This window comes from Allocatelliglobosispora scoriae, from assembly GCF_014204945.1.
Classification (GTDB): Bacteria; Actinomycetota; Actinomycetes; order Mycobacteriales; family Micromonosporaceae; genus Allocatelliglobosispora; species Allocatelliglobosispora scoriae.
Genome location: NZ_JACHMN010000003.1, coordinates 1,413,364 through 1,432,241 on the forward strand (window position 1 = coordinate 1,413,364; position 18,878 = coordinate 1,432,241).

Genomic DNA, 18,878 nt, shown 5'->3' on the forward strand with positions numbered 1-18,878 from the left:
CCGAGCCGCTCGCCGAGGCTCTCGAGCCCGCCGCCGGAGCTGTCGAGGCTGAGCTGGAGTCCGACGCGATAACACCAACTCTTGAAGAGTTGCGCCTGGGGGAGACCGGCGCTGCGGACGCCGCGCTGGTGGCGGCCGCCGCGCAGATGGCGGACGCCGCGCAGATGGCGGCCGACGGGCAGCCGGATGCTGAGTCGGCGGAACCAGCGGCGGAGGCTGAGCCGGCTGCTGAGTCCGAGGCTGAACCGGCCGCTGAGTATGAGGATCAGTCGTCGGAACCGGCGGCGGGGGCTGGCGCTGAGGCTGAGCCGGCGGAACCAGCGGCTGAGGCTGGCGCTGAGTCTGAGTCTGAGTCTGGGGCGGGGGAGACCGGGACGCCGCAGGCGACGGTTCCCGCGCAGGCGGCGGGCGAGTCCAAGGCGTGGACCTTAGGAACAACTCTTGAAGAGTTGCGGCGGGAGGAGCAGCCCGCCACGACGGCGGAGCCCACGGCTGCGCTGGCCGCGGCGATCCCGTCGCAGCTCGCGGCGATGGACCCGGCCGAGCTGCGGTCCGCGCTGGAGGCGATCCTGCTCGTCGTCGACGAGCCCGTCGGCGAGGTCATGCTGGCCCAGGTCCTGGAGCAGCCCACCGACCGGGTCTTCGACGCCCTGATCCGGCTGGCCGAGTCCTACACCGCCGAGAACCGCGGCTTCGAGCTGCGCCGCGCCGCCGGTGGCTGGCGGCTCTACACCCGCGAGGCCTACGCGAGCTACGTCGAGCGCTTCATCCTCGACGGCCAGTCCGTCCGCCTGACCCAGGCCGCGCTGGAGACGCTCTCGGTCGTCGCCTACAAGCAGCCGGTGACCCGTTCGCGCATGTCGGCCATCCGAGGTGTCAACTGCGACGGCGTGGTGCGTACGCTGGTGAGCCGGGGCCTGATCGAGGAGTGCGGCGCGGAGCCCGATTCCGGTGCCCACCTCTACCGCACCACCGGCCTCTTCCTGGAGAAGCTGGGCCTCGACTCGCTCGACCAGCTGCCGCCGCTGGCGCCCTTCCTGCCTGACAACGTTGAGGAGCTCTCCGATGCATCCACGTGACACGAGCCCCTCCGACAGCACCGACACGCCCGGCGCCGAGACGACCGGCACCGACGCGCCGAAGGCGGAGAAGAAGTGGCAGCCCCCGAAGGGGGTCGGGAAGATCGCCGTCCGCCCCGGCGGCACAGGCCGCGACGACTCCTACCGCCCGGCGCGGTCGGAGCCGGGTCCGGCGAAGAAGGCGAAGAAGCCCTCGACCTACGACAACCCCAACGCGGAGCGGCTGCAGAAGGTGCTCGCCACGGCGGGGGTCGGTTCGCGGCGGGCCAGCGAGGAGCTGATCGCGGCGGGCCGGGTGACGGTCGACGGCCGGGTGGCGAAGCTCGGGGACCGGGCCGACCCGGCCACGGCGGAGATCCACGTCGACGGCGCCCGGGTGATCGTCGACACCCGCCTGGTCTACCTGGCGATGAACAAGCCCCGTGGCGTCGTCTCGACGATGGCCGACGAGCAGGGCCGCGAGGCGCTCGCCGACTATGTGACGGATCTGTCGATCCGGGTCTACCACGTGGGGCGGCTCGACGCGGACTCCGAGGGGCTGCTGCTGCTGACGAACGACGGCAAGTTGGCACACAAGCTCATGCACCCGTCGTTCGGCGTACCCAAGACGTATCTGGCCGAGGTGGACGGCCCGCTGCCCCGCGCGGTGGGCCGGGCCCTGCAGAGCGGGGTGGAGCTGGAGGACGGCCCGGCGCGGGTCGACAGCTTCAAGCTGATCGATGCCCTGGGTAAGTCGGCGCTGATCGAGATCACCCTGCACGAGGGGCGCAAGCACATCGTGCGGCGCATGCTGGAGGCCGTGGGGCACCCGGTGAATCGCCTGGTCAGGACCGCTATCGGGCCGATCAAGCTGGGTGACATCCGGCCGGGGCGCACCCGGCGGCTCAACCCGGCCGAGGTCGCGGCGCTCTTCAAGGCGGTCGAGCAGCACGACTCCGGCCAGCTGGACCGGGACATCGCGCGCAACGACCGGGACTTCGAGATCGACGATGATGTGGAGACTCCCGCCACTCGGTGACGCGTGGCGCTGCCCGACCGGGCAGAATAGGGGGTTGAGGATTTCAGGGACCGTTCGGCAGGGGAGTGACCGTGGTGGCTCGGTGTGTGGTGGCTGTTGACGGACCGTCCGGTTCGGGCAAGTCGACCGTGTCGCGCAGGCTCGCCGCCGCGCTCGGCGCCGCCTACCTCGACACGGGCGCGATGTACCGGGCGATCACCTGGGCGGTGCTGCGCTCGGGCGTCGACCTCGGCGATCCGGCCACGATCGCCAAGGTCGCGGGCGAGGTGGATCTGAGGATCGGCACGGACCCGGCGCATCCGCACTTCTCCGCCGACGGCGAGGACGTCGACGCGGCCATCCGCGGCCCCGAGGTCACCTCCGCCGTCTCCGCGGTCGCCGCGGTGCCGGCCGTCCGCGAGCTCCTCGTCAACCGGCAGCGCGACATCATCGCCGCGGCCGGTGCGATCGTGGTGGAGGGCCGCGACATCGGCCAGGTCGTGGCACCCGACGCCGACCTCAAGGTCTACCTGACCGCCTCCGCCCTGGAGCGGGCCCGCCGCCGCTCCAGCGAGCACGACACCGATGTCCAGGCCACGGCCGAGGCGCTGGCCCGCCGGGACCACCTGGACTCCACCCGCAAGATCGACCCCCTGCAGATCGCGCCCGACGCCGTCGTGCTCGACTCGACCGAACTGGGCATCGACGAGGTCGTTTCGACCATGATCGAGCTGCTCCGAGCTAAGGGAGTCGTTACTCCATGAACACAGAGTTGTCCGGCGACTGGGTCGAGCTGGCCGACGCCGCCGAAGAGGGCGTGCACGCCACCGCCTCGGTCGATGTCGCCGCTCCCGTGGTCGCCGTCGTCGGCCGTCCCAACGTCGGCAAGTCGACGCTGGTCAACCGCCTGATCGGCCGCCGCCAGGCGGTCGTGGAGGACAAGCCCGGCGTGACCCGGGACCGGGTCGCCTATGACGCGCAGTGGTCCGGCCGCCGCTTCACCGTCGTCGACACCGGCGGCTGGGAGCCCGACGCCAAGGACCGGGCGCTCGCCATCGCCCGGCAGGCCGAGGTCGCCGTCAACACCGCCGACGTGATCCTCTTCGTCGTCGACACCGTGGTCGGACCGACCGATGTGGACGAGGCCGCGGTGAAGATGCTGCGCCGCAGCAAGAAGCCGGTCATCCTGATCGCCAACAAGTGCGACAACCAGGCGATCGAGATGGAAGCCGTGGCGCTGTGGTCGCTCGGCCTCGGCCAGCCCTTCCCGCTCTCGGCGCTGCACGGCCGCGGCTCCGGCGACCTGCTCGACGCGATCCTCGCGGCGCTGCCCACCGCGCCGCCGATCGTCGAGTCCGGCCCGCGCGGCCCGCGCCGGGTGGCGCTCGTCGGCCGACCCAACGTCGGCAAGTCCAGCCTGCTCAACCGGGTCGCCGGTGAGGAGCGCTCGGTCGTCGACTCGGTCGCGGGCACCACGGTCGACCCCGTCGACTCGCTCGTCGAGCTCGGCGGCGAGGTCTGGCAGTTCGTCGACACCGCCGGGCTGCGCAAGCGGGCCGGCCAGGCGAGCGGCACGGAGTATTTCGCCAGCCTGCGGACCGCCGGTGCGATCGAGGCGGCCGAGGTCTCCGTCGTGCTCCTCGACGCCAGCGAGGTCATCAGCGAGCAGGACCAGCGCCTGCTGACGATGGTCAACGAGGCCGGGCGCGCGCTCGTGCTCGCCTTCAACAAGTGGGACCTCGTCGACACCGACCGGCGGTGGTATCTGGACAAGGAGATCGACCGGGAGCTGAAGCGGATTCCGTGGGCGATCCGGGTCAACATCTCCGCCGCGACCGGCCGCTCGATCGACCGGCTCGCGCCCGCGCTGCGGACGGCGCTGGCGAGCTGGGAGCAGCGCCTGCCCACCGGCAAGCTCAACGCCTGGCTCACCGCCCTGGTGCAGGCGACGCCGCACCCGGTGCGCGGTGGACGCGCTCCCCGGGTGCTCTTCGCGACCCAGGCGAGCACGCAGCCGCCGAAGTTCGTCATCTTCACCACCGGCCCGCTCGACCCCGGTTATGTCCGGTTCATCGAGCGCAAGCTGCGGGAGGAGTTCGGCTTCGAGGGCACGCCGATCGAGTTCTCGGTGCGGACGCGCCGCTCGGAGAAGGCCGCCGGCAACCGCTGATTCCCGGCGCCACGACCAGCTCTGACCCTACGATCGATGAGGGCATTTCGCCTTTTCTCGGACGGGGGTAGGTCATGGTTAGCCAGCAACAGATCATGCAGCTGCTACAGAATCCGCAGGTGCAGCAGATGGTGCAGGGCTTGTTGAAGCAGATGACGGGCGGCAAGTCGCCGGACGTCAGCCAGCTGCTCAACCAGCTCACCAGTAGCGGCCTCGGCGGCCAGGCGCAGTCGTGGGTCGGCACCGGTGACAACGAGCCGATCACCGGCGAGCAGCTGCAGGAGGCGCTCGGCACCGACGCCGTCACCCAGGTGGCGGAGAAGGCCGGCATCGCGCCGGAGGCCGCCGCCAACGAGCTGGCGAACGTCCTGCCAGGCCTCGTCGACACGCTGAGCCCCAACGGCGAGCTGCCCAACGCGCAGTCGCTGCAGGACCAGCTCACGAAGCTCTTCGGCACGCCGAGCGGGCCACAGTCCTAGGAACAGCACTGCGGGCCGGTACGCATCGCGTACCGGCCCGCAGTGTCCGCGCGCCCCGGTCTCCCGGCCCGGCGAGGAGTGGGTCCCGCCCCGGGCCGGGAGCCCTACTCCCCGGTCATCGCCGACCGCAGGCTGCGCGGGAGCATGTCGGTCCAGACCGACTCGATGTGTGCGAGGCACTCGTCCTTGCCGCCCTCGAACCCCTCCACCCGCCAGCCGTCGGGCAGCCCGCGGTCGGCGGGCCAGAGGGAGTACTGCTCCTCGTCGTTGAGGACGACGACGAACCGGCTCACGACTGCTCCGCCGCGCGCAGGCCCTCGACGAGGCCGGCCATCCCGCTCACCGTCGGCGTCTCGAAGAGGCTGCGCAGCGGCAGCTTCACCCCGACCGTCTTGCGGATCTGCGAGATGAGCTGCACCGCGATGAGCGAGTTGCCGCCGAGGTCGAAGAAGTCGTCCTCGGCACCGACGGAGTCGACCCCGAGCACGGCGCCCCAGACCGAGGCGAGCGACGACTCCAGCTCGGTACGGGGTGCGACGTAACCCTCGCGGTTCGTCGCACCGCCTGAGCCGCCCGTACCGGACCCGTCGAACTCGTCGGCCACCGTCTCCTGGGTGACGCTCGCGACGCCCGTGAAGACGCGCTGGAGGGACTGCGCGGTGATGACGATCTGGTGCCCCAGCCCCTGTGCGTCGACGCGGGCGAGGACCCGCCGGAACGCCTCGGCACCGTCGGCGCGGCTGATGCCGGTCTCGGTCGAGGCGGCCGTGTCGAGGCGCCCCGCGACGGTGACCCCGCCCTGCTGGACGGTCTCGGTCATCGCGGCGCGGTCGACCCGGCGCAGGGCGAAGTCGCTGATCGCCACGAGCTCACGCCCGGTCTCGTCATAGATGGTGATGTCGGCGGTGATGATCTCGCCGCTGGACTCGGCCCGGAAGCGCAGGTGGCTGTAGATCCGGGCGGGCAGCGAGTCGCGTACCAGCAGCTTGCCGTAGCCCATCGGCAGGTACTGGCCCTCACCGGCGCCGCGGGCGAAGGAGGTCGCCTCATCCAGCAGGGCCGGGTGCAGCACCCACCGGTCGAGCTCGGCGGCGACGTGCGCGGGCACCTCGAGCAGCGCGAGCTGCTCCTCGGCGCCCACGTCGACCCGGCGCAGGCTGCCCCAGCGGGAGCCGAAGGTGAGCAGGCCGGAGTGCGAGACGTCGTCGCCGCCGTCGATCTCGTGGGTGGCGAGCAGGCAGCGGGCCCGGATCGCGTCGATGTCGACCACCGGTGCGGCCGAGACCGGGACCCAGCCCGCGTTGCCCTGCACGTGGGTGGCGGTGGCTCCGGCGCTGACGCTGACGACCTGGAAGTCGGCACCGTCGGTGCCCTCGGCGAACTCGACCCGCACCTCGGCGCCGCCGCCGTCGGCGACGGACATCGGCTGCACGAAGACGACATCGCGCAGCTCCACCGCGGTTCCGTCGGCGCCGGGGCGGACGGCCGCGAAGGCGCTGCGGACGTTCTCCAGGTGCCCGGTGCCGGGCATGACCGGCACGCCCGCGATCCGGTGCTCGTCGAGGACCCAGTGGGTGTCCGGTGCGACGACGCCGCTGGCCCAGGCGAGCTGGTCGCCGTCGCCGCCGTGGCGTGCCGTGATCACCGGGTGGTCCACGACGCTGGCCCGGTCGCCGCGCTGCAGCGCCCGGAATGACGCCGGAGCGGCCACCTCGGCGGCCATGCCGACCTCCAGCCAGCCGCCCCAGTTCATCGAGGTGACCTGGGCGTTCCAGCCGTGGTCGCCGCGGGCGTAGGAGTCGAGGAAGTTGTTGGCGCCGCAGTAGTCGACCTGGCCGAAGCCGCCCGCGACCGCGGTCACCGAGGAGAAGAGCGCGACGAAGTCCAGCGGCAGGTCGCCGAAGGCCCGGTGCAGCGCGAGCGTGCCCGCGACCTTGGGCGCGAGCACCGCCTCGGCGACGGCCCGCTCCTTCACCTCGGCCATGCCCCCTCCCGGTACGCCGGCCGCGTGCACGATGCCGTCGAGCGTGCCGAACTCCTCGATGGCGAGCGTCCGGACCCGGCGGAGGTCGTCCGCGCTGTTCACGTCGGCGCCGAGGGCGAGCACCCGGCCACCGGCGGCCTCCATCCGGCCGATCGCCGCGATGGCCCGGCCGACGCGGTCGGCGGTGCCGTGCACGCGCAGGTGGTTCTGCCACTGCTCCCGCGGCGGCAGCCCGGACCGGGACAGCAGCACGAGGTTGGCGCGGTGCCGGACGGCGAGGTCCTCGGCGAGCGTGATGCCGAGTCCGCCGAGACCGCCGGTGATGAGGTAGGTCCCACCGTCGCGGAGGTTGGTGTCGGGTGCGGCGGGCAGCGTGACCGGCTCCCACTCCTGCACCCAGCGCCGGCCGCCGCGCAGCGCGACCGCCTTGTCCTGCGGCGCCCGGGAGACCTCGCCGAGCACGTCGGCGGTACGCCCGCCGGTGGTGGTGTCGATGTGCCGGACGGTGATCGCCGGGTTCTCCAGCGGTACGACCTTGGCGATGCCGACGACCGTCGCGTGCTCGGGGCGGGTGGCGTCGCCGCCGACCGCGTCCTGCGTACCGGCGGTCACGGCGTCGATGTGCACCGTGAGCTGGGCCGCCGCCGTCGCCTGCACGAGGTTGAGGAGGCTGAAGAAGCCCCGGTCCTGTGCCTGCCAGGCGAGATCCGGGTCCAGCCCGGCGGGCTCGCCGTCGAGCGCCCAGGCGTGCACGACCCGGCCGGGCATGCCGTCGGCCGCGAGCGCCGCGAGGAGCGCGTCGTAGTCGTCACGGGCACCGGGCCGGACGGTGTAGCCGCCGCCCGCGTCGTGGGCGAAGGCCGAGCCGGGCGAGACCTCGATGACCACGGCACCGGCCGAGCGCAGCCCGGCGGCGAGCTCGGAGCTGGCCGGGCCGTCCCGGAAGACGAGGCACCGCTCCGGCACCGCGTCGGCGGGTGTGGCGACGGCCTGCCGCCACGCCGGGACGGTGAACCACTGCTCGACGGGGCGGGGCCCGGTCGGCTCCGGCGCGTCCATGCTGATGTCGGCCATCGTCGGCTCGATCCAGTAGCGCTTGCGCTCGTAGGGGTAGGGCACGAGCGGAACGCGCAGGCCCGGCTCGCCGAAGGCGGCCTGGTCGACGGCGACGCCGGCGGTCCAGAGCTGCCCGACGGCGGCGTAGAGGGTCTGCAGATCGGTCTTGGACTCGCCCTGTCCGGGCAGGCTCTGGATCGGCGCCGTGGCCTCGCGCGGGGTGTGCATCCGGGCCAGGCCCGCGAGCTGCTTGCCGGGGCCGCACTCGACGAGCAGCCAGTCGCCGTCGGCGAGCAGCGCCGCGACGCAGTCGCCGAAGCGCACCGCGTCGCGCAGGTGCCGCGCCCAGTAGGACGGGTCGGTCGCCTCGGCCGGGCTGATCCAGCCGCCGGTCACGTTGGAGAGGAAGGCTGCCTGCGGCGCGTGCCGCTCGGCGGCGGCGACGAGGTCCCGGAACTCGCCCAGGATCGGCTCCATCATCGGCGAGTGGAACGCGTGCGAGGTGCGCAGCATCTTGCTGCCGACCCCCTCGGCGTCGAGCGCGACGGCGAAGTCCTCGATCAGCGAGGTGGCACCGGCGACGACGCAGGCACCCGGCCCGTTGACCGTGGCGATCGAGATCCCGTCGGGCAGCTTCGCCGCGAGCTCCGCCTCGTCGAGGCGCACCGCGAGCATCGAGCCGTTGGGCATCGACTGCATGAGCCGGCCACGGGCGGCGACGAGGCGGACCGCGTCGGGCAGGCTGAAGACCCCGGCCAGGGTGGCGGCGACGTATTCGCCGATGGAGTGGCCGATCATCGCTGCCGGGCGGACGCCCCACGCGGCCCAGAGCTGCGCCAGGGCGTACTCGATGATGAAGAGCGCGGGCTGGGTCAGCGCCGTCTGCGCGAGACGGGAGTCGGCGGCCGTGCGGGCCGCGGGGGTTTCGAACTCGTCGGTGAGCAGCAGCCCGCGCAGCTCCTCGGCGAGGTCGCCGCCGAGCACCCGCAGGCACTCGTCGACCGCCGCCGCGTAGACCGGCTCGGTGCGGTAGAGCTGCGCGCCCATCCCGGCGAACTGGGCGCCCTGGCCGGACAGGAGGAAGGCGACGCGCGGCACCCGGGCGGGCACGCTGCCGACGACCTTGCGCTTGCGGTCGGTGAGGGCCTTCGCCGCGTCGGTCGCGGTGGTCGCGACGACGACCGCGCGGTGCGGCAGCGCGCGACGACCGACCCGCAGGGTGTACGCCACATCGCCCAGCTCGGTCTCCGGATGCGCCGCGAGGTGCGTGGCGAGCCGGTCGGTGAGCGCGGTCAGCGCTGTCTCGGTGCGGGCCGAGATCTGCACCAGGTGCGACGGCCGGGGCTCCCGGTGCGGCCGCTCGACGGCGGGCGCCTGCTCCAGCACGACGTGGGCGTTGGTGCCGCCGATGCCGAAGGAGCTGACACCGGCCCGCAGCGGGTGCCCGTCGACGGGCTGCCACTTGGCGAGCGTCGCGTTGACATAGAACGGGCTCGTCTCCAGGCTGAGCTTCGGGTTGGGGCGCTCGAAGTGCAGGCTGGGCGGCAGGATGCCGTGCTCGATCGAGAGCACGGTCTTGATGATGCCGGCGATGCCGGCGACCGGGCCGAGGTGGCCGATGTTGGTCTTCACCGAGCCGAGGCCGCACCAGCCGATGTCCTCGCTGTGCTGGCGGAAGATGCTGGCGAGCGCGCCGACCTCGATCGGGTCGCCGAGCCCGGTGGCGGTGCCGTGGGTCTCGACGTAGGTGATGGTGCGCGGGTCCACGTCGGCGACGCCGAGGGCCTGGGTGACGACGGCCTGCTGCCCCTCCAGGCTCGGTGCGGAGAAGCCGACCTTGTTGGCGCCGTCGTTGTTGACGGCGCTGCCCCGGACGATGGCCCGGATGTGGTCGCCGTCGGCGATCGCGTCGGAGAGCCGCTTGAGCAGCACGACTCCGCCGCCGCTGCCCCACAGGGTGCCCTGCGCCGAGGCGTCGAAGGTGCGGGTGCGCCCGTCGGGCGACAGGATGCCGCCGTCGGTGAAGATGTAGCCGTGGCCGTGCGGCAGCTCGATCGAGGCGCCGCCGGTGAGGGCCATGTCGCACTCGCCGTTGCGCAGCGCCTCACACGCGATGTGGAAGGCGACGAGCGTCGTGGAGCAGGCGGTGTGCATGGTGAGGCTGGGGCCGCGCAGGTCGAGATTGTGCGACAGGTGCGTGGCGAGGTAGTCGGGGTGCGCCGCGGTGAGGATCGACAGCGACCCGGCCCCGCTCATCACGACGGCGTTGCGGCGCAGGTTGCGCCACTGGTATTCGTCGGCGCCGATGCCGCCGTAGACGCCGATCTCACCGGCGTAGCGGGCCGGGTCGTAGCCGGCGTCCTCGAGTGCGGTGTGGCCGAGCTCCAGGAAGAGCCGGTGCTGCGGGTCGCGCAGCTCCGCCTCGCGCTTGGTGAGGCCGAACAGCGCCGCGTCGAAGTTCTCCATGTCGTCGAGGACCGGCGCGGCCATGACGAAGTTGGGGTCGGCGAGTTCATGGTCGGGTACGCCGAAGGCGGACTGCTCCGCCGCGGTGAAGTGGCGTACGCAGTCGACCCCGTCGACCAGGTTGCGCCAGAACTGCCCGGCGGTGGGGGAAGAGGGGAACCGGCACGCCAGTCCGATCACGGCGATGGGTTCCACGTTTGCTTCCTCGAACATCAGTTGCTGCCCTCCTCAGGCGCGGCGCCGCCGGGGCGGGCCGTGGTGGTGCGACGGTTGCGATCACGGCGTGCGGCGATCCGCTGCGCCGCGCGGTCCAGGCCAGGACCGCGGTTGGCGCCGTCCAGATGGGCGCCGAGTGCTCGGATGTTGGGGTGGCGGAAGAGGTCGAGGATGTCGATCTCGCGGCTGAGCAGGCCACCGAGCCTGGTCTGCACCGCGACGATCGCGAGCGAGTGCCCGCCGACCTCGAAGAAGTTGTCGGTGACGCCCACCCTCGGCAGCGCGAGGATCTCGCGCCACACGGTCGCGATGACGCGCTCGGTCGGGGTGGTGGGCTCGTCGGCGGCACCGCTGCGCGGACGCGCCGAGGGCCGGGGGAGCGCGGCCCGGTCGACCTTGCCGTTCGCCGTCAGCGGCATCGCCGGGAGCAGGGTCAGGGACGACGGCATCGCGTACGCCGGAAGCAGCCGCCCCAGGTGCGTCCGCAGCGCCTCGACCGTCAACCCCGCACCGGCGGCGACCGCGTATGCCCGGACCACGACCTCCGCGTTCTCGGTGTCGGCGATCGCGGTGGCGGTGCGGACCTCCGGGTGCGCGAGCAGTGCCGAGGTCACCTCGCCGAGTTCGAGCCGGAATCCCCGGATCTTGACCTGGTCGTCGTCCCGCCCGGCGAGGACGACCTCGCCGTCGGGCCGGTAACGCCCCAGGTCCCCGGTGTCGTACATGCGATCCTCCTCGTCGCCCCCGTCGGGATCGGTCGCCCGGAAACGGCTCGCGGTGCGGTCATGGTCGAGGCGACCCTCGGTGGCGTAGCCGTGCGCCAGGTAGCGGCTGCGGATGACGAGCTCGCCGAGTTCGCCGACCCCGGCGGGCTGCCCGGCCGGGCCGAGCACGAGCAGCTGGGCGCCGTCGATGCCCCGGCCGACCGGGATCGCCCCGCTGTCGGCGGCGAGGTCGTCGGCGACCGGGTGGAAGCCCTGCGCCTGCGGTGTCTCCGTGGTGCCGTAGAGGTTGACGACCCGGGCACCGGGCGCGATCGCCCGCAACCGGACGACGTCGACCGCGGTGAGCTGGTCGCCGCCGGTCGCGACGAGCCGCACGCCGGGCAGTGCCGCGTCCGGGATCGCCGTGAGCAGCCGCAGCAGCTGCGGGGTCAGGTGCAGCACGGTGACACCCGCGTCGGCGAGCCAGCGGGTCAGCCGGACCGGGTCGCGCAGCAGGTCCTGCGGCGGCACGTGCAGGGTGGCGCCGAGCGCGAGCGGCAGGAAGACGTCGCGCAGCAGCGGATCGTGGGCGAGCCCGCCGAGCAGGGCGAACCGGTCGTCGGCACGCAGTCCGAGGGCGCCCGGAGCCCAGTCGACGTAGTGGGCCAGGGCCCGCTCACCGGTGAGCACCGCCTTCGGCTCCCCGGTCGTCCCGGAGGTGAAGGAGACGTAGCCCCGCTGCTCGGCCGGCACCAACTCTTCAAGAGTCGCGGCATTCGCGCCGCCGTTTAGCACCAACTCTTGAAGAGTTGGTGCCAAGGGGACCACGGGCAGGTGGGCGAGTTCGGCGGGCGGGACCGCGCCGGGGCAGGCGAGCAGCGCACAGCAGCCCGCCGCCCGGGCCTGCGCGGCGAGCCGGGCCGGTGGCAGGCTCGCGTCCAGCACCGCCCACTTCGCGCCGCTGGCGAGCGTACCGAGCAGGATCGCCGGGAGAGCCGTGTCGCGAGTGGCGAGGACTGCTATCGGCGTACCGGCCGGAATTCCGGCGGCGCGGATCGCGGCGCCGATGCCGGCCCGCACCGCGTGCAGCTCGCGGTGGGTGAGCTCGCCGCCGGTGCCGGTGATCGCCACGGTGTCCGATGTGGACGAAGCGGCGATCCGCTCGACGACGCCGGGGCCGGACCAGCGGGCCAGCGGCTGATCGGGGTGCGGCAGCGCGGCGGTGGCCGGGCGCAGCGAGGCGGCGCCGACGGGCCGGTCGGGCGCGGTGGCCAGCTCGCCGACGAGGTGCGGGTAGCCCGCGAGCAGCGCCTCGATCCGGTCGGCGTCGAAGAGGTCCGGGTTGAAGACCGCCTGGAGAGCGAAACCGCCCGCCTGCTCGGAGACGTAGAGCGTGAGGTCGAAGAGCGACCCGGGCAGGCCCGGCTGCACCGGCTCGGCCGTGACGCCGGTGAGGTGCAGGTGCGGCTCGGCGAAGTTGTACATGTTGAACAGCACCTGGACCAGCGGGTTGCGGCTGAGGTCCCGGTCCACCCCGAGGCTGCCGACGATCCGCTCCAGCGGCGTCTCGGCCTGGGCGAGGGACGCCATCACGGTGTCGCCGCAGGCCCGTACGTGGGTGGTGAAGTCCCGGCCGTCGTCGACGGTGAGCCGCAGCGGCACGGTGTCGACGCAGAAGCCGATCATCGGTTCGAAGGCCGGGTGCCGCCGGTCGGCGATGGGGGCGCCGATGATGAGGTCCCGCTGCCCGGTCAGCCGTCGCAGGTGCTGGGCGAAGGCCGCCAGCAGCACGGCGTAGGGCGTCGTGCCGAGGTGCACGGCGAGCTCGCGGACGGCGTCGGCGGTCGCGGTGGGGATCTCGGCACGGACCGCGCTGCCGGTGAAGGTCTGCACCGGCGGGCGGGCGTGATCGCGGGGCAGGTCCAGCACCGTCGGCGCTCCGCGCAGCCGCTCCGTCCACCAGGTCAGCGCGGTCTCGGAATCCGCGGCGTCCCGGTCGCGCAGCCAGCCGACGTAGTCGGCGAAGGTCGCCGGCAGCGGGTCGAGCACGGGCTCCGCGCCGGTGACCGCGATCGCGTAGGCCTCGCCGAGATCGCGGTAGAGCACCTCCTGCGACCAGCCGTCGAAGACCGCGTGGTGCACGGTGATCGCGAGCACGTGCTCGGTCTCGTCGAGCCGCAGCAGCCGCGCCCGCCACAGCGGACCCGCGGCGAGGTCGAAGCGCTCCAGCGCCACGCGTTCCAGTTGCTCGCGCAGGGTCGCCTCGTCGACGGGGACGACCGGCAGCGGCACCTCGGTGTCGGCCGGGTCGACGTGCACGTAGGGCACGCCGCCGGAGTCCGGGAAGCGCCACCGCAGCACCTCGTGCCGGGCCGCGACCGCCCGCAGCGCGACGGCGAGGGCATCGACGTCGATCGGCCCGTGCAGCCGCTCGGCGAGGGCGATGTTATAGGCCGGCGTCTCCTTGGCGAGCCGGTCCACGAACCACACCCGCCGCTGCGCCGCCGAGAGCACGGGCGGCTGGCCCGTGCGCAGCGGCGCCGTCCCGGTCTGCTCGGCCTTGGCGACCCGCGCGGCGAACCCGGCGAGGGTGCGCCCCTCGACGATCTCCTCGACGGTCACCGCCCGGCCGAGCTCCGCCCGCACCGCCGCGACCAGGCGCATCGCGAGCAGTGAGTGTCCGCCGCTGGCGAAGAAGTCGTCGTCGAGTCCCGGCTCGCGCACCCCGAGCACCCGGCTCCAGACCGTGGCCACCGCGCGCTCCATCGGGGAGTACGCCACCAGCCCCGCCGCCTCGGCCGGCACCGCGACCGGGGCGTTGGCGGCCCGCAGCGCGGCCATGTCGACCTTGCCGGAGTTGTTGAGCGGCAACGTGTCCAGCCGCACCACCCGGGTCGGCGTCATGTAGACCGGCAGCCGTTCGGTGCAGTAGTCGCGCAGCTCGATGAGGTCGGGAGCGGTCGCCGGGGCGAGGTAGGCGACGAGTTCGGGCAGCCCCGTCGCGCTCGGGCTCACATCCGTGATGGCCTGCGCCACGCCCGGGTGCCCGCGCAGCACGCTCTCGATCTCGCCCAGCTCGACCCGCTGCCCGGAGACCTTGACCTGCCGGTCGAGCCGCCCGAGGTAGATGATGCCGTGGTCGGGATCGCGGACGACGAGGTCGCCGGTGCGGTAGAGCCGGGAGCCGGGGACCCCGCTGAACGGGTCCGGGATGAACCGGTCGGCGGTGAGCGCCGGCCGCCCGAGGTAGCCCCGGGACACCTGCGGACCGCCGATGAGCAGCTCACCGGGTGTGCCGACGGGGCACTCCAGCATCTGTTCATCGAGGATGTAGGCGGCGCAGTCGGGCAGCGCGTGGCCGATCGGCACCGGCGTGTCCCAGGTCCCGGTCAGCTCCGCGCCGACCACGACGATGGTGGTCTCGGTCGGGCCGTACCAGTTGATGAATCGGCGCCCCGGCGGCGCGGACCAGCGTGCCACCTGCTCGGGGCCGGGCGACTCGCCGCCGGTGATCGCATGGGTGAAGCTGGGCAGCCGGTCCGGGTCGAGCAGCGGCAGCAGCGCCGGCGGCAGCAGGCCCCAGGTGACCTGGTGCTCCTCCATGAAGGTCTGCAGCCGGGTGGGGTCGATCTTGTCCCGCTCGGGTACGAGGGCCAGCGAACCGCCGCTGATGAGCGACGCGAAGGTGTCGAGGACCGAGACGTCCCAGCCGAGCGCCGCGAAGCCGACGCAGCGGGACCACTCGCCGAGGTCCAGCATCTCGACGGCCGTGGTGATGTAGGCGACCGCGTTCGCGTGCGTGACGACGACGCCCTTGGGCAGACCGGTCGAGCCCGACGTGTAGAGGACGTAGGCGGCGTTGCCCGGCCGGGCGCGGTTGACCGGCGCGGGTCCGGGCTCCCCGGCCGAGCTCGGCACCAGGATGAGCCCGTCGCCCGCGAGGGCCGCGGCACCGGCGTCGTCGACCACCGCGATGCTGATCCCGGCGTCGTCGATGACGAGCCGGTTGCGTGCGGGCGGGTGGGTCGGGTCCAGCGGCACGTAGGCACCGCCCGCCCGCTGGATGGCGAGCATCGCCACCACCATCGACGGATCGCGCCGGTGCGAGATGCCGACCCTGGAGTCGGGTCCGACGCCGTGCTGGACCAGCACCGCCGCGAGTGCGCTCGACCGGGCGTCGAGCTCGCCGTAGGTGAGGGTCTTCTCCCAGGTCCGCACGGCGAGCGCGTCCGGTCGGCGGCCGGCCTGCTCGACGAAGAGGTCGCAGATGAGGGTCATCGGCCCGGCTCCTTCGACATGCTCTGCGGTGCGCGAGCGGTGAGGCTCGAGTGCGGGTCGCGGACCTGGATCCGCAGCTCGGAGAAGTAGCCGCGTCCGGCGCTGTCGGGCACCCAGGCCTGGTCGGTGCCGGGCAGCATCTCGCTCACCGTGATCCGCACCCGGTCGCCGTGCGCGGTCCGCGTCCCCCGCAGCAGGGCGCACAGCGCACTGATGTAGGTCGGGCTCGTCAGGTCCACGTAGGTCGGTTTCGTCTCGGTGGCGACGGAGACGAAGACCTGGTCCGGCAGGCCGAGTGCGGCTCGCCAGCGGCGCGCGGCGAGGTACTGCTGCTCCTCGCCCTTGGCGTCGGCGAGCCCGGTCTCGGCGAGCGTGGTACGCCAGGTCTCGCGGGCCACCACCATCCGGTCGACCGTGATCCGGGGCGCGTGCCCGGTGCTCGCGACGAGCTTGAAGGAGCCCTGGGTATGGGCGTTGGTGATCACTTCGGCGAAGAGCTCGATCAGGGGCCACCGATGCCTACCGGCGTGGACGAAGAGGTCGCCGTCCTTCTCGCTCAGCGTCAGGGCGGTCACCGGCAGGAGCCGGTCGGGGTCGGCGCCGGGGGCGGGCGCGATGCCGAGCTGCACGTCGCTGTCGTTGTGCAGGCCCGCGCCGAGGCGGGGCGTGTTGCGCGGCCACGACAGCGGATAGAGCGGCAGCACCCGTTCGGGCCCGGCGTCGGCGAGCATCGCCGCGGCCAGCTCCGGCCGGTTGGGCGCCCAGAGCAGGAAGAGTTCGGAGTCGAGCGTGGTGAGCGCGGTGTGCAGCTCGCCGAGGACGACCGTGAAGTCGCCCCGCTCGATCGCCTCGACGCTCTCGGCACAGATGTGCAGGTCGGGGCTGTGCATCCGGGCCGCGGCCCAGGCCGGGCGCTCGGCCGGAAAGACGTCCTTGACGATGTCGGCGAGGTCGGCGCTGGCCAGCGTGACCTCGTGCGTCTCCGGGCCGAAGCGGTCCAGGCGGAACAGCTGCGCCCAGCGCCGGGTGAACTCGTCGGTGACCGCGTCGATGGGCCGGTCCACCGTGCCGAACAGGGTTCCCTGCGCCAGGTACCAGAACTGGCCGAAGGGCACGTCGGCGGAGCCGTGCTCGCGGGCGAGGTCGTCGTAGAGTTCCCGCAGCACGGCGAGGTAGGCGTCGGCGGTCGCCACGGTGAGCCACCGGGCAGCCTGCAGCATGATGGCGAGCGGGGCGGCGATCGCCGTCAGCACCGGCGCGCCGAAGCTCAGCTCCAGGTCGCGGTCGCACTCCTCGACGCAGAGGGTGCGACCGGCGTACATCTCGCCGGAGCGGCGCTGGGCGTCGCGGCCGGTGAGCTCGACGAAGATGCGGTCCAGCGCGTCGAGCGCCTCCTTCAGCGCCTCGGCATCACCGGCTGCGGCACCGACGGCTTCGCGGGCCGCGCGCAGCGTGGCGTAGCTCGCCAGGAGCTCCGCCCGGATCGACGGATCGCCGATGGCGCCGAGCTGCTCCGCGAGCGACTCCTCGGCGTGCAGCCGCATCGGCAGGTCGAGGTCCCAGCGGATCAGCTCGCGGTCGGCGAGCTGGCCGAGCAGGATCAGCGCGTCGTCGCTGTTGCGCAGCGGCGAGTCCGGGTCGTTCGCGGCGGAGCGGGCGATCTCGATCGCCGGCCGGCGGCCGTCGCAGCGCGACAGCAGCGAGGCCTCGGCCGCGGTGAGCGACACGGGCGCGTGGGCCGGGCGCAGGAGCTGCCGGCCGCGCAGGCTCAGCTGGGCGTGGAGGGACGGCCGCAGCCACTGGCGGACGCGGGGCTCCGAGGTGATCGCCGCGGCGAAGGCCGACAGCGCCCAGTGCTCCAGGAAGACCCGCCGGCCGCTGATGAGACCTGGTCCGGGCCGGGCGGTGACGGCGGGGCCGTCCGGGTCGAGTGTGATCCATTTCACCGGGCCGAAGAAGCCGATCGTCTCGTTCTTGGCGCAGTAGCGCTGCCAGTACTGGGCGATCGTCTCCTCCCGCTGGCGGCGCTTGGAGTTGCGCGGAGCGACGGCGCCCTGGTTGCGGACGCCGTCCACGGCGTGCATCGCGGTGCGGTTCTGCCAGGTCACGGCCTCGCGGAAGAGCGGATCGCCGGTGATCGCCCAGACCTCGGCGCTGACCCGGGCCACCGCCTCGGCGTAGGCGCGGGCGTAGGCCTCGCCGTCGGCGCCGCCGCCGAGGTGGGCGTCGGCGACCGCGGCGAGCTCGGGCGCGGCGAGCCGGTGCAGGCCGTCGGCCGGGAAGCCGGTGGTCCGCAGCAGCGCCGAGCGCCACACGCTCCACTCGGTGCCGGGCAGCGGGATGTGGTGGTCCGTGCCGCCGGGGTCGTTCGTGGTGTCGACGGGCACGGGGGTCTCGGCGGCCTCGGCGTCGGCCAGGTCGTCCTGCTCGTGGACGGCGCCGAGCAGGTCGGTGGTGATGAGCGCGGTCACGGTCGGCGCCTCGCTATGCAGGAAGAAGTGGCCGCCCGCGGTGCGGCGGAGTTGGAAGCCCACGCTGGTGTGCGCGGCCCAGCCCCGCATCAGGTCCGGCGGGACGGAGGCGTCGGCGAGGCCGCCGAAGCCGACGATGCGCACGGGCAGCGGCTCGCCCGGCGTGTAGCGGTAGTCGTCGATCCAGCGGAAGTCCGCGCGCAGCATCGGCAGCAGCAGCTCGCGCAGCTCGGGCACGTCCATCACCCCGGCCGGTACGCCACCGAGCTGCTCCAGTCCCTCGACGAACCCGTCGTCGGGCCGGTCGGCGATGCGCACGATCGGTTCGGTGAGGTCGGGCGGGCGGGCGGCGCCGACGTAGAAGCGCAGCGGCATCGGGCTGCCGAGGGCGCGCAGGGCGCGGATCACCTCGAAACCGAGCCGGGCTCCCATGCTGTGGCCATAGATAGCGTATGGTCGATCGATCCGACGCGCGATGGCGGCTGCGATCTCCTCGGCGTCGATCCGCAACGGCTCGGCGATCCTGGTCTCCCGGCCCGCGAGCTGGATCGGCTGCAGGTCGACGGCGGCCGGGAAGGCCTGTCGCCAGGACCGGAAGGCGCTGGCACCGCCACCGGCGAAGGGCAGGCAGAAGAGGATGACCTCGGCGTCGTGCCGGGTCGCGTTCGGGAAGAGCGGATCGGCACCACCGGGATGCGGGCGCGCGTCAGTCGGTTCCCGAAGGGGCATGGGATGAGCCTCCGTGCTCGTGATCCGCCATGCCGTCGGATCACGACGGCGAACGGAACGTTGTGCGGTGGCCGGAACACTAGTTCGCATGGAGTCGGTAGTGGAATGGAGTTCATCCACCGGGGCTGATCTAGTGGGAATCCCTTAACGCACAGTGAAAACGGGCAGATCACGGCGTGAACGGGTCAAAGATAGTGCGATGTATCAATGATCTTCCCGACCTATCTCCACGAATCACATTAAGTGGTA

General features: G+C 72.9%; 9 protein-coding genes. 5 read left to right on the plus strand and 4 right to left on the minus strand.

The genetic code is table 11. The features are described from left to right. Window positions 1-146 precede the first annotated feature (146 nt). The 5 genes from scpB (at window position 147) to F4553_RS32905 (ending at window position 4,725) form a co-directional block, all read left to right on the plus strand. The gene (gene scpB / locus F4553_RS42625) at window positions 147-1,079 is read left to right on the plus strand and encodes an SMC-Scp complex subunit ScpB (RefSeq protein ID WP_312875572.1); all 933 of its coding nucleotides are present in this window, start codon (window positions 147-149) and stop codon (window positions 1,077-1,079) included. Window positions 1,080-1,311: 232 nt separating this feature from the next. Beyond that, window positions 1,312-2,097, plus strand: a complete 786-nt coding sequence (locus tag F4553_RS32890) for a pseudouridine synthase (protein ID WP_376776354.1) — start codon at window positions 1,312-1,314, stop codon at window positions 2,095-2,097. Between the two features lie 65 nt (window positions 2,098-2,162). After that, window positions 2,163-2,840 (plus strand): (d)CMP kinase, encoded by a 678-nt coding sequence (gene cmk, locus F4553_RS32895; RefSeq protein WP_312875476.1) that lies wholly within the window; start codon window positions 2,163-2,165, stop codon window positions 2,838-2,840. Beyond that, window positions 2,837-4,246, plus strand: a complete 1,410-nt coding sequence (gene der / locus F4553_RS32900) for a ribosome biogenesis GTPase Der (RefSeq protein WP_184844089.1) — start codon at window positions 2,837-2,839, stop codon at window positions 4,244-4,246. Before cmk ends, der begins: the two co-directional genes overlap by 4 nt. A gap of 95 nt (window positions 4,247-4,341) precedes the next feature. Beyond that, window positions 4,342-4,725, plus strand: a complete 384-nt coding sequence (locus tag F4553_RS32905) for a YidB family protein (protein ID WP_184844092.1) — start codon at window positions 4,342-4,344, stop codon at window positions 4,723-4,725. Window positions 4,726-4,829: 104 nt separating this feature from the next. On the opposite strand, the gene F4553_RS32910 is transcribed toward F4553_RS32905, so the two are convergent. The 4 genes from F4553_RS32910 to F4553_RS32925 are packed head-to-tail and all read right to left on the minus strand — an operon-like array spanning window position 4,830 to window position 18,629. Then, a complete protein-coding gene (locus F4553_RS32910; RefSeq protein ID WP_184844096.1) occupies window positions 4,830-5,018 on the minus strand; it encodes an MbtH family protein in 189 nt (62 codons plus the stop codon). After that, entirely contained in the window at window positions 5,015-10,444 is a 5,430-nt protein-coding gene (locus F4553_RS32915) for a type I polyketide synthase (RefSeq protein WP_184844099.1), read from the minus strand. Before F4553_RS32915 ends, F4553_RS32910 begins: the two co-directional genes overlap by 4 nt. After that, on the minus strand, window positions 10,444-15,429 hold the full coding sequence (locus F4553_RS32920) for a non-ribosomal peptide synthetase (RefSeq protein ID WP_184844102.1): 4,986 nt from the start codon (window positions 15,427-15,429) through the stop codon (window positions 10,444-10,446). Before F4553_RS32920 ends, F4553_RS32915 begins: the two co-directional genes overlap by 1 nt. Then, a complete protein-coding gene (locus tag F4553_RS32925; RefSeq protein ID WP_184844105.1) occupies window positions 15,426-18,629 on the minus strand; it encodes a lantibiotic dehydratase in 3,204 nt (1,067 codons plus the stop codon). Before F4553_RS32925 ends, F4553_RS32920 begins: the two co-directional genes overlap by 4 nt. Between the last annotated feature and the right edge of the window lie 249 nt (window positions 18,630-18,878).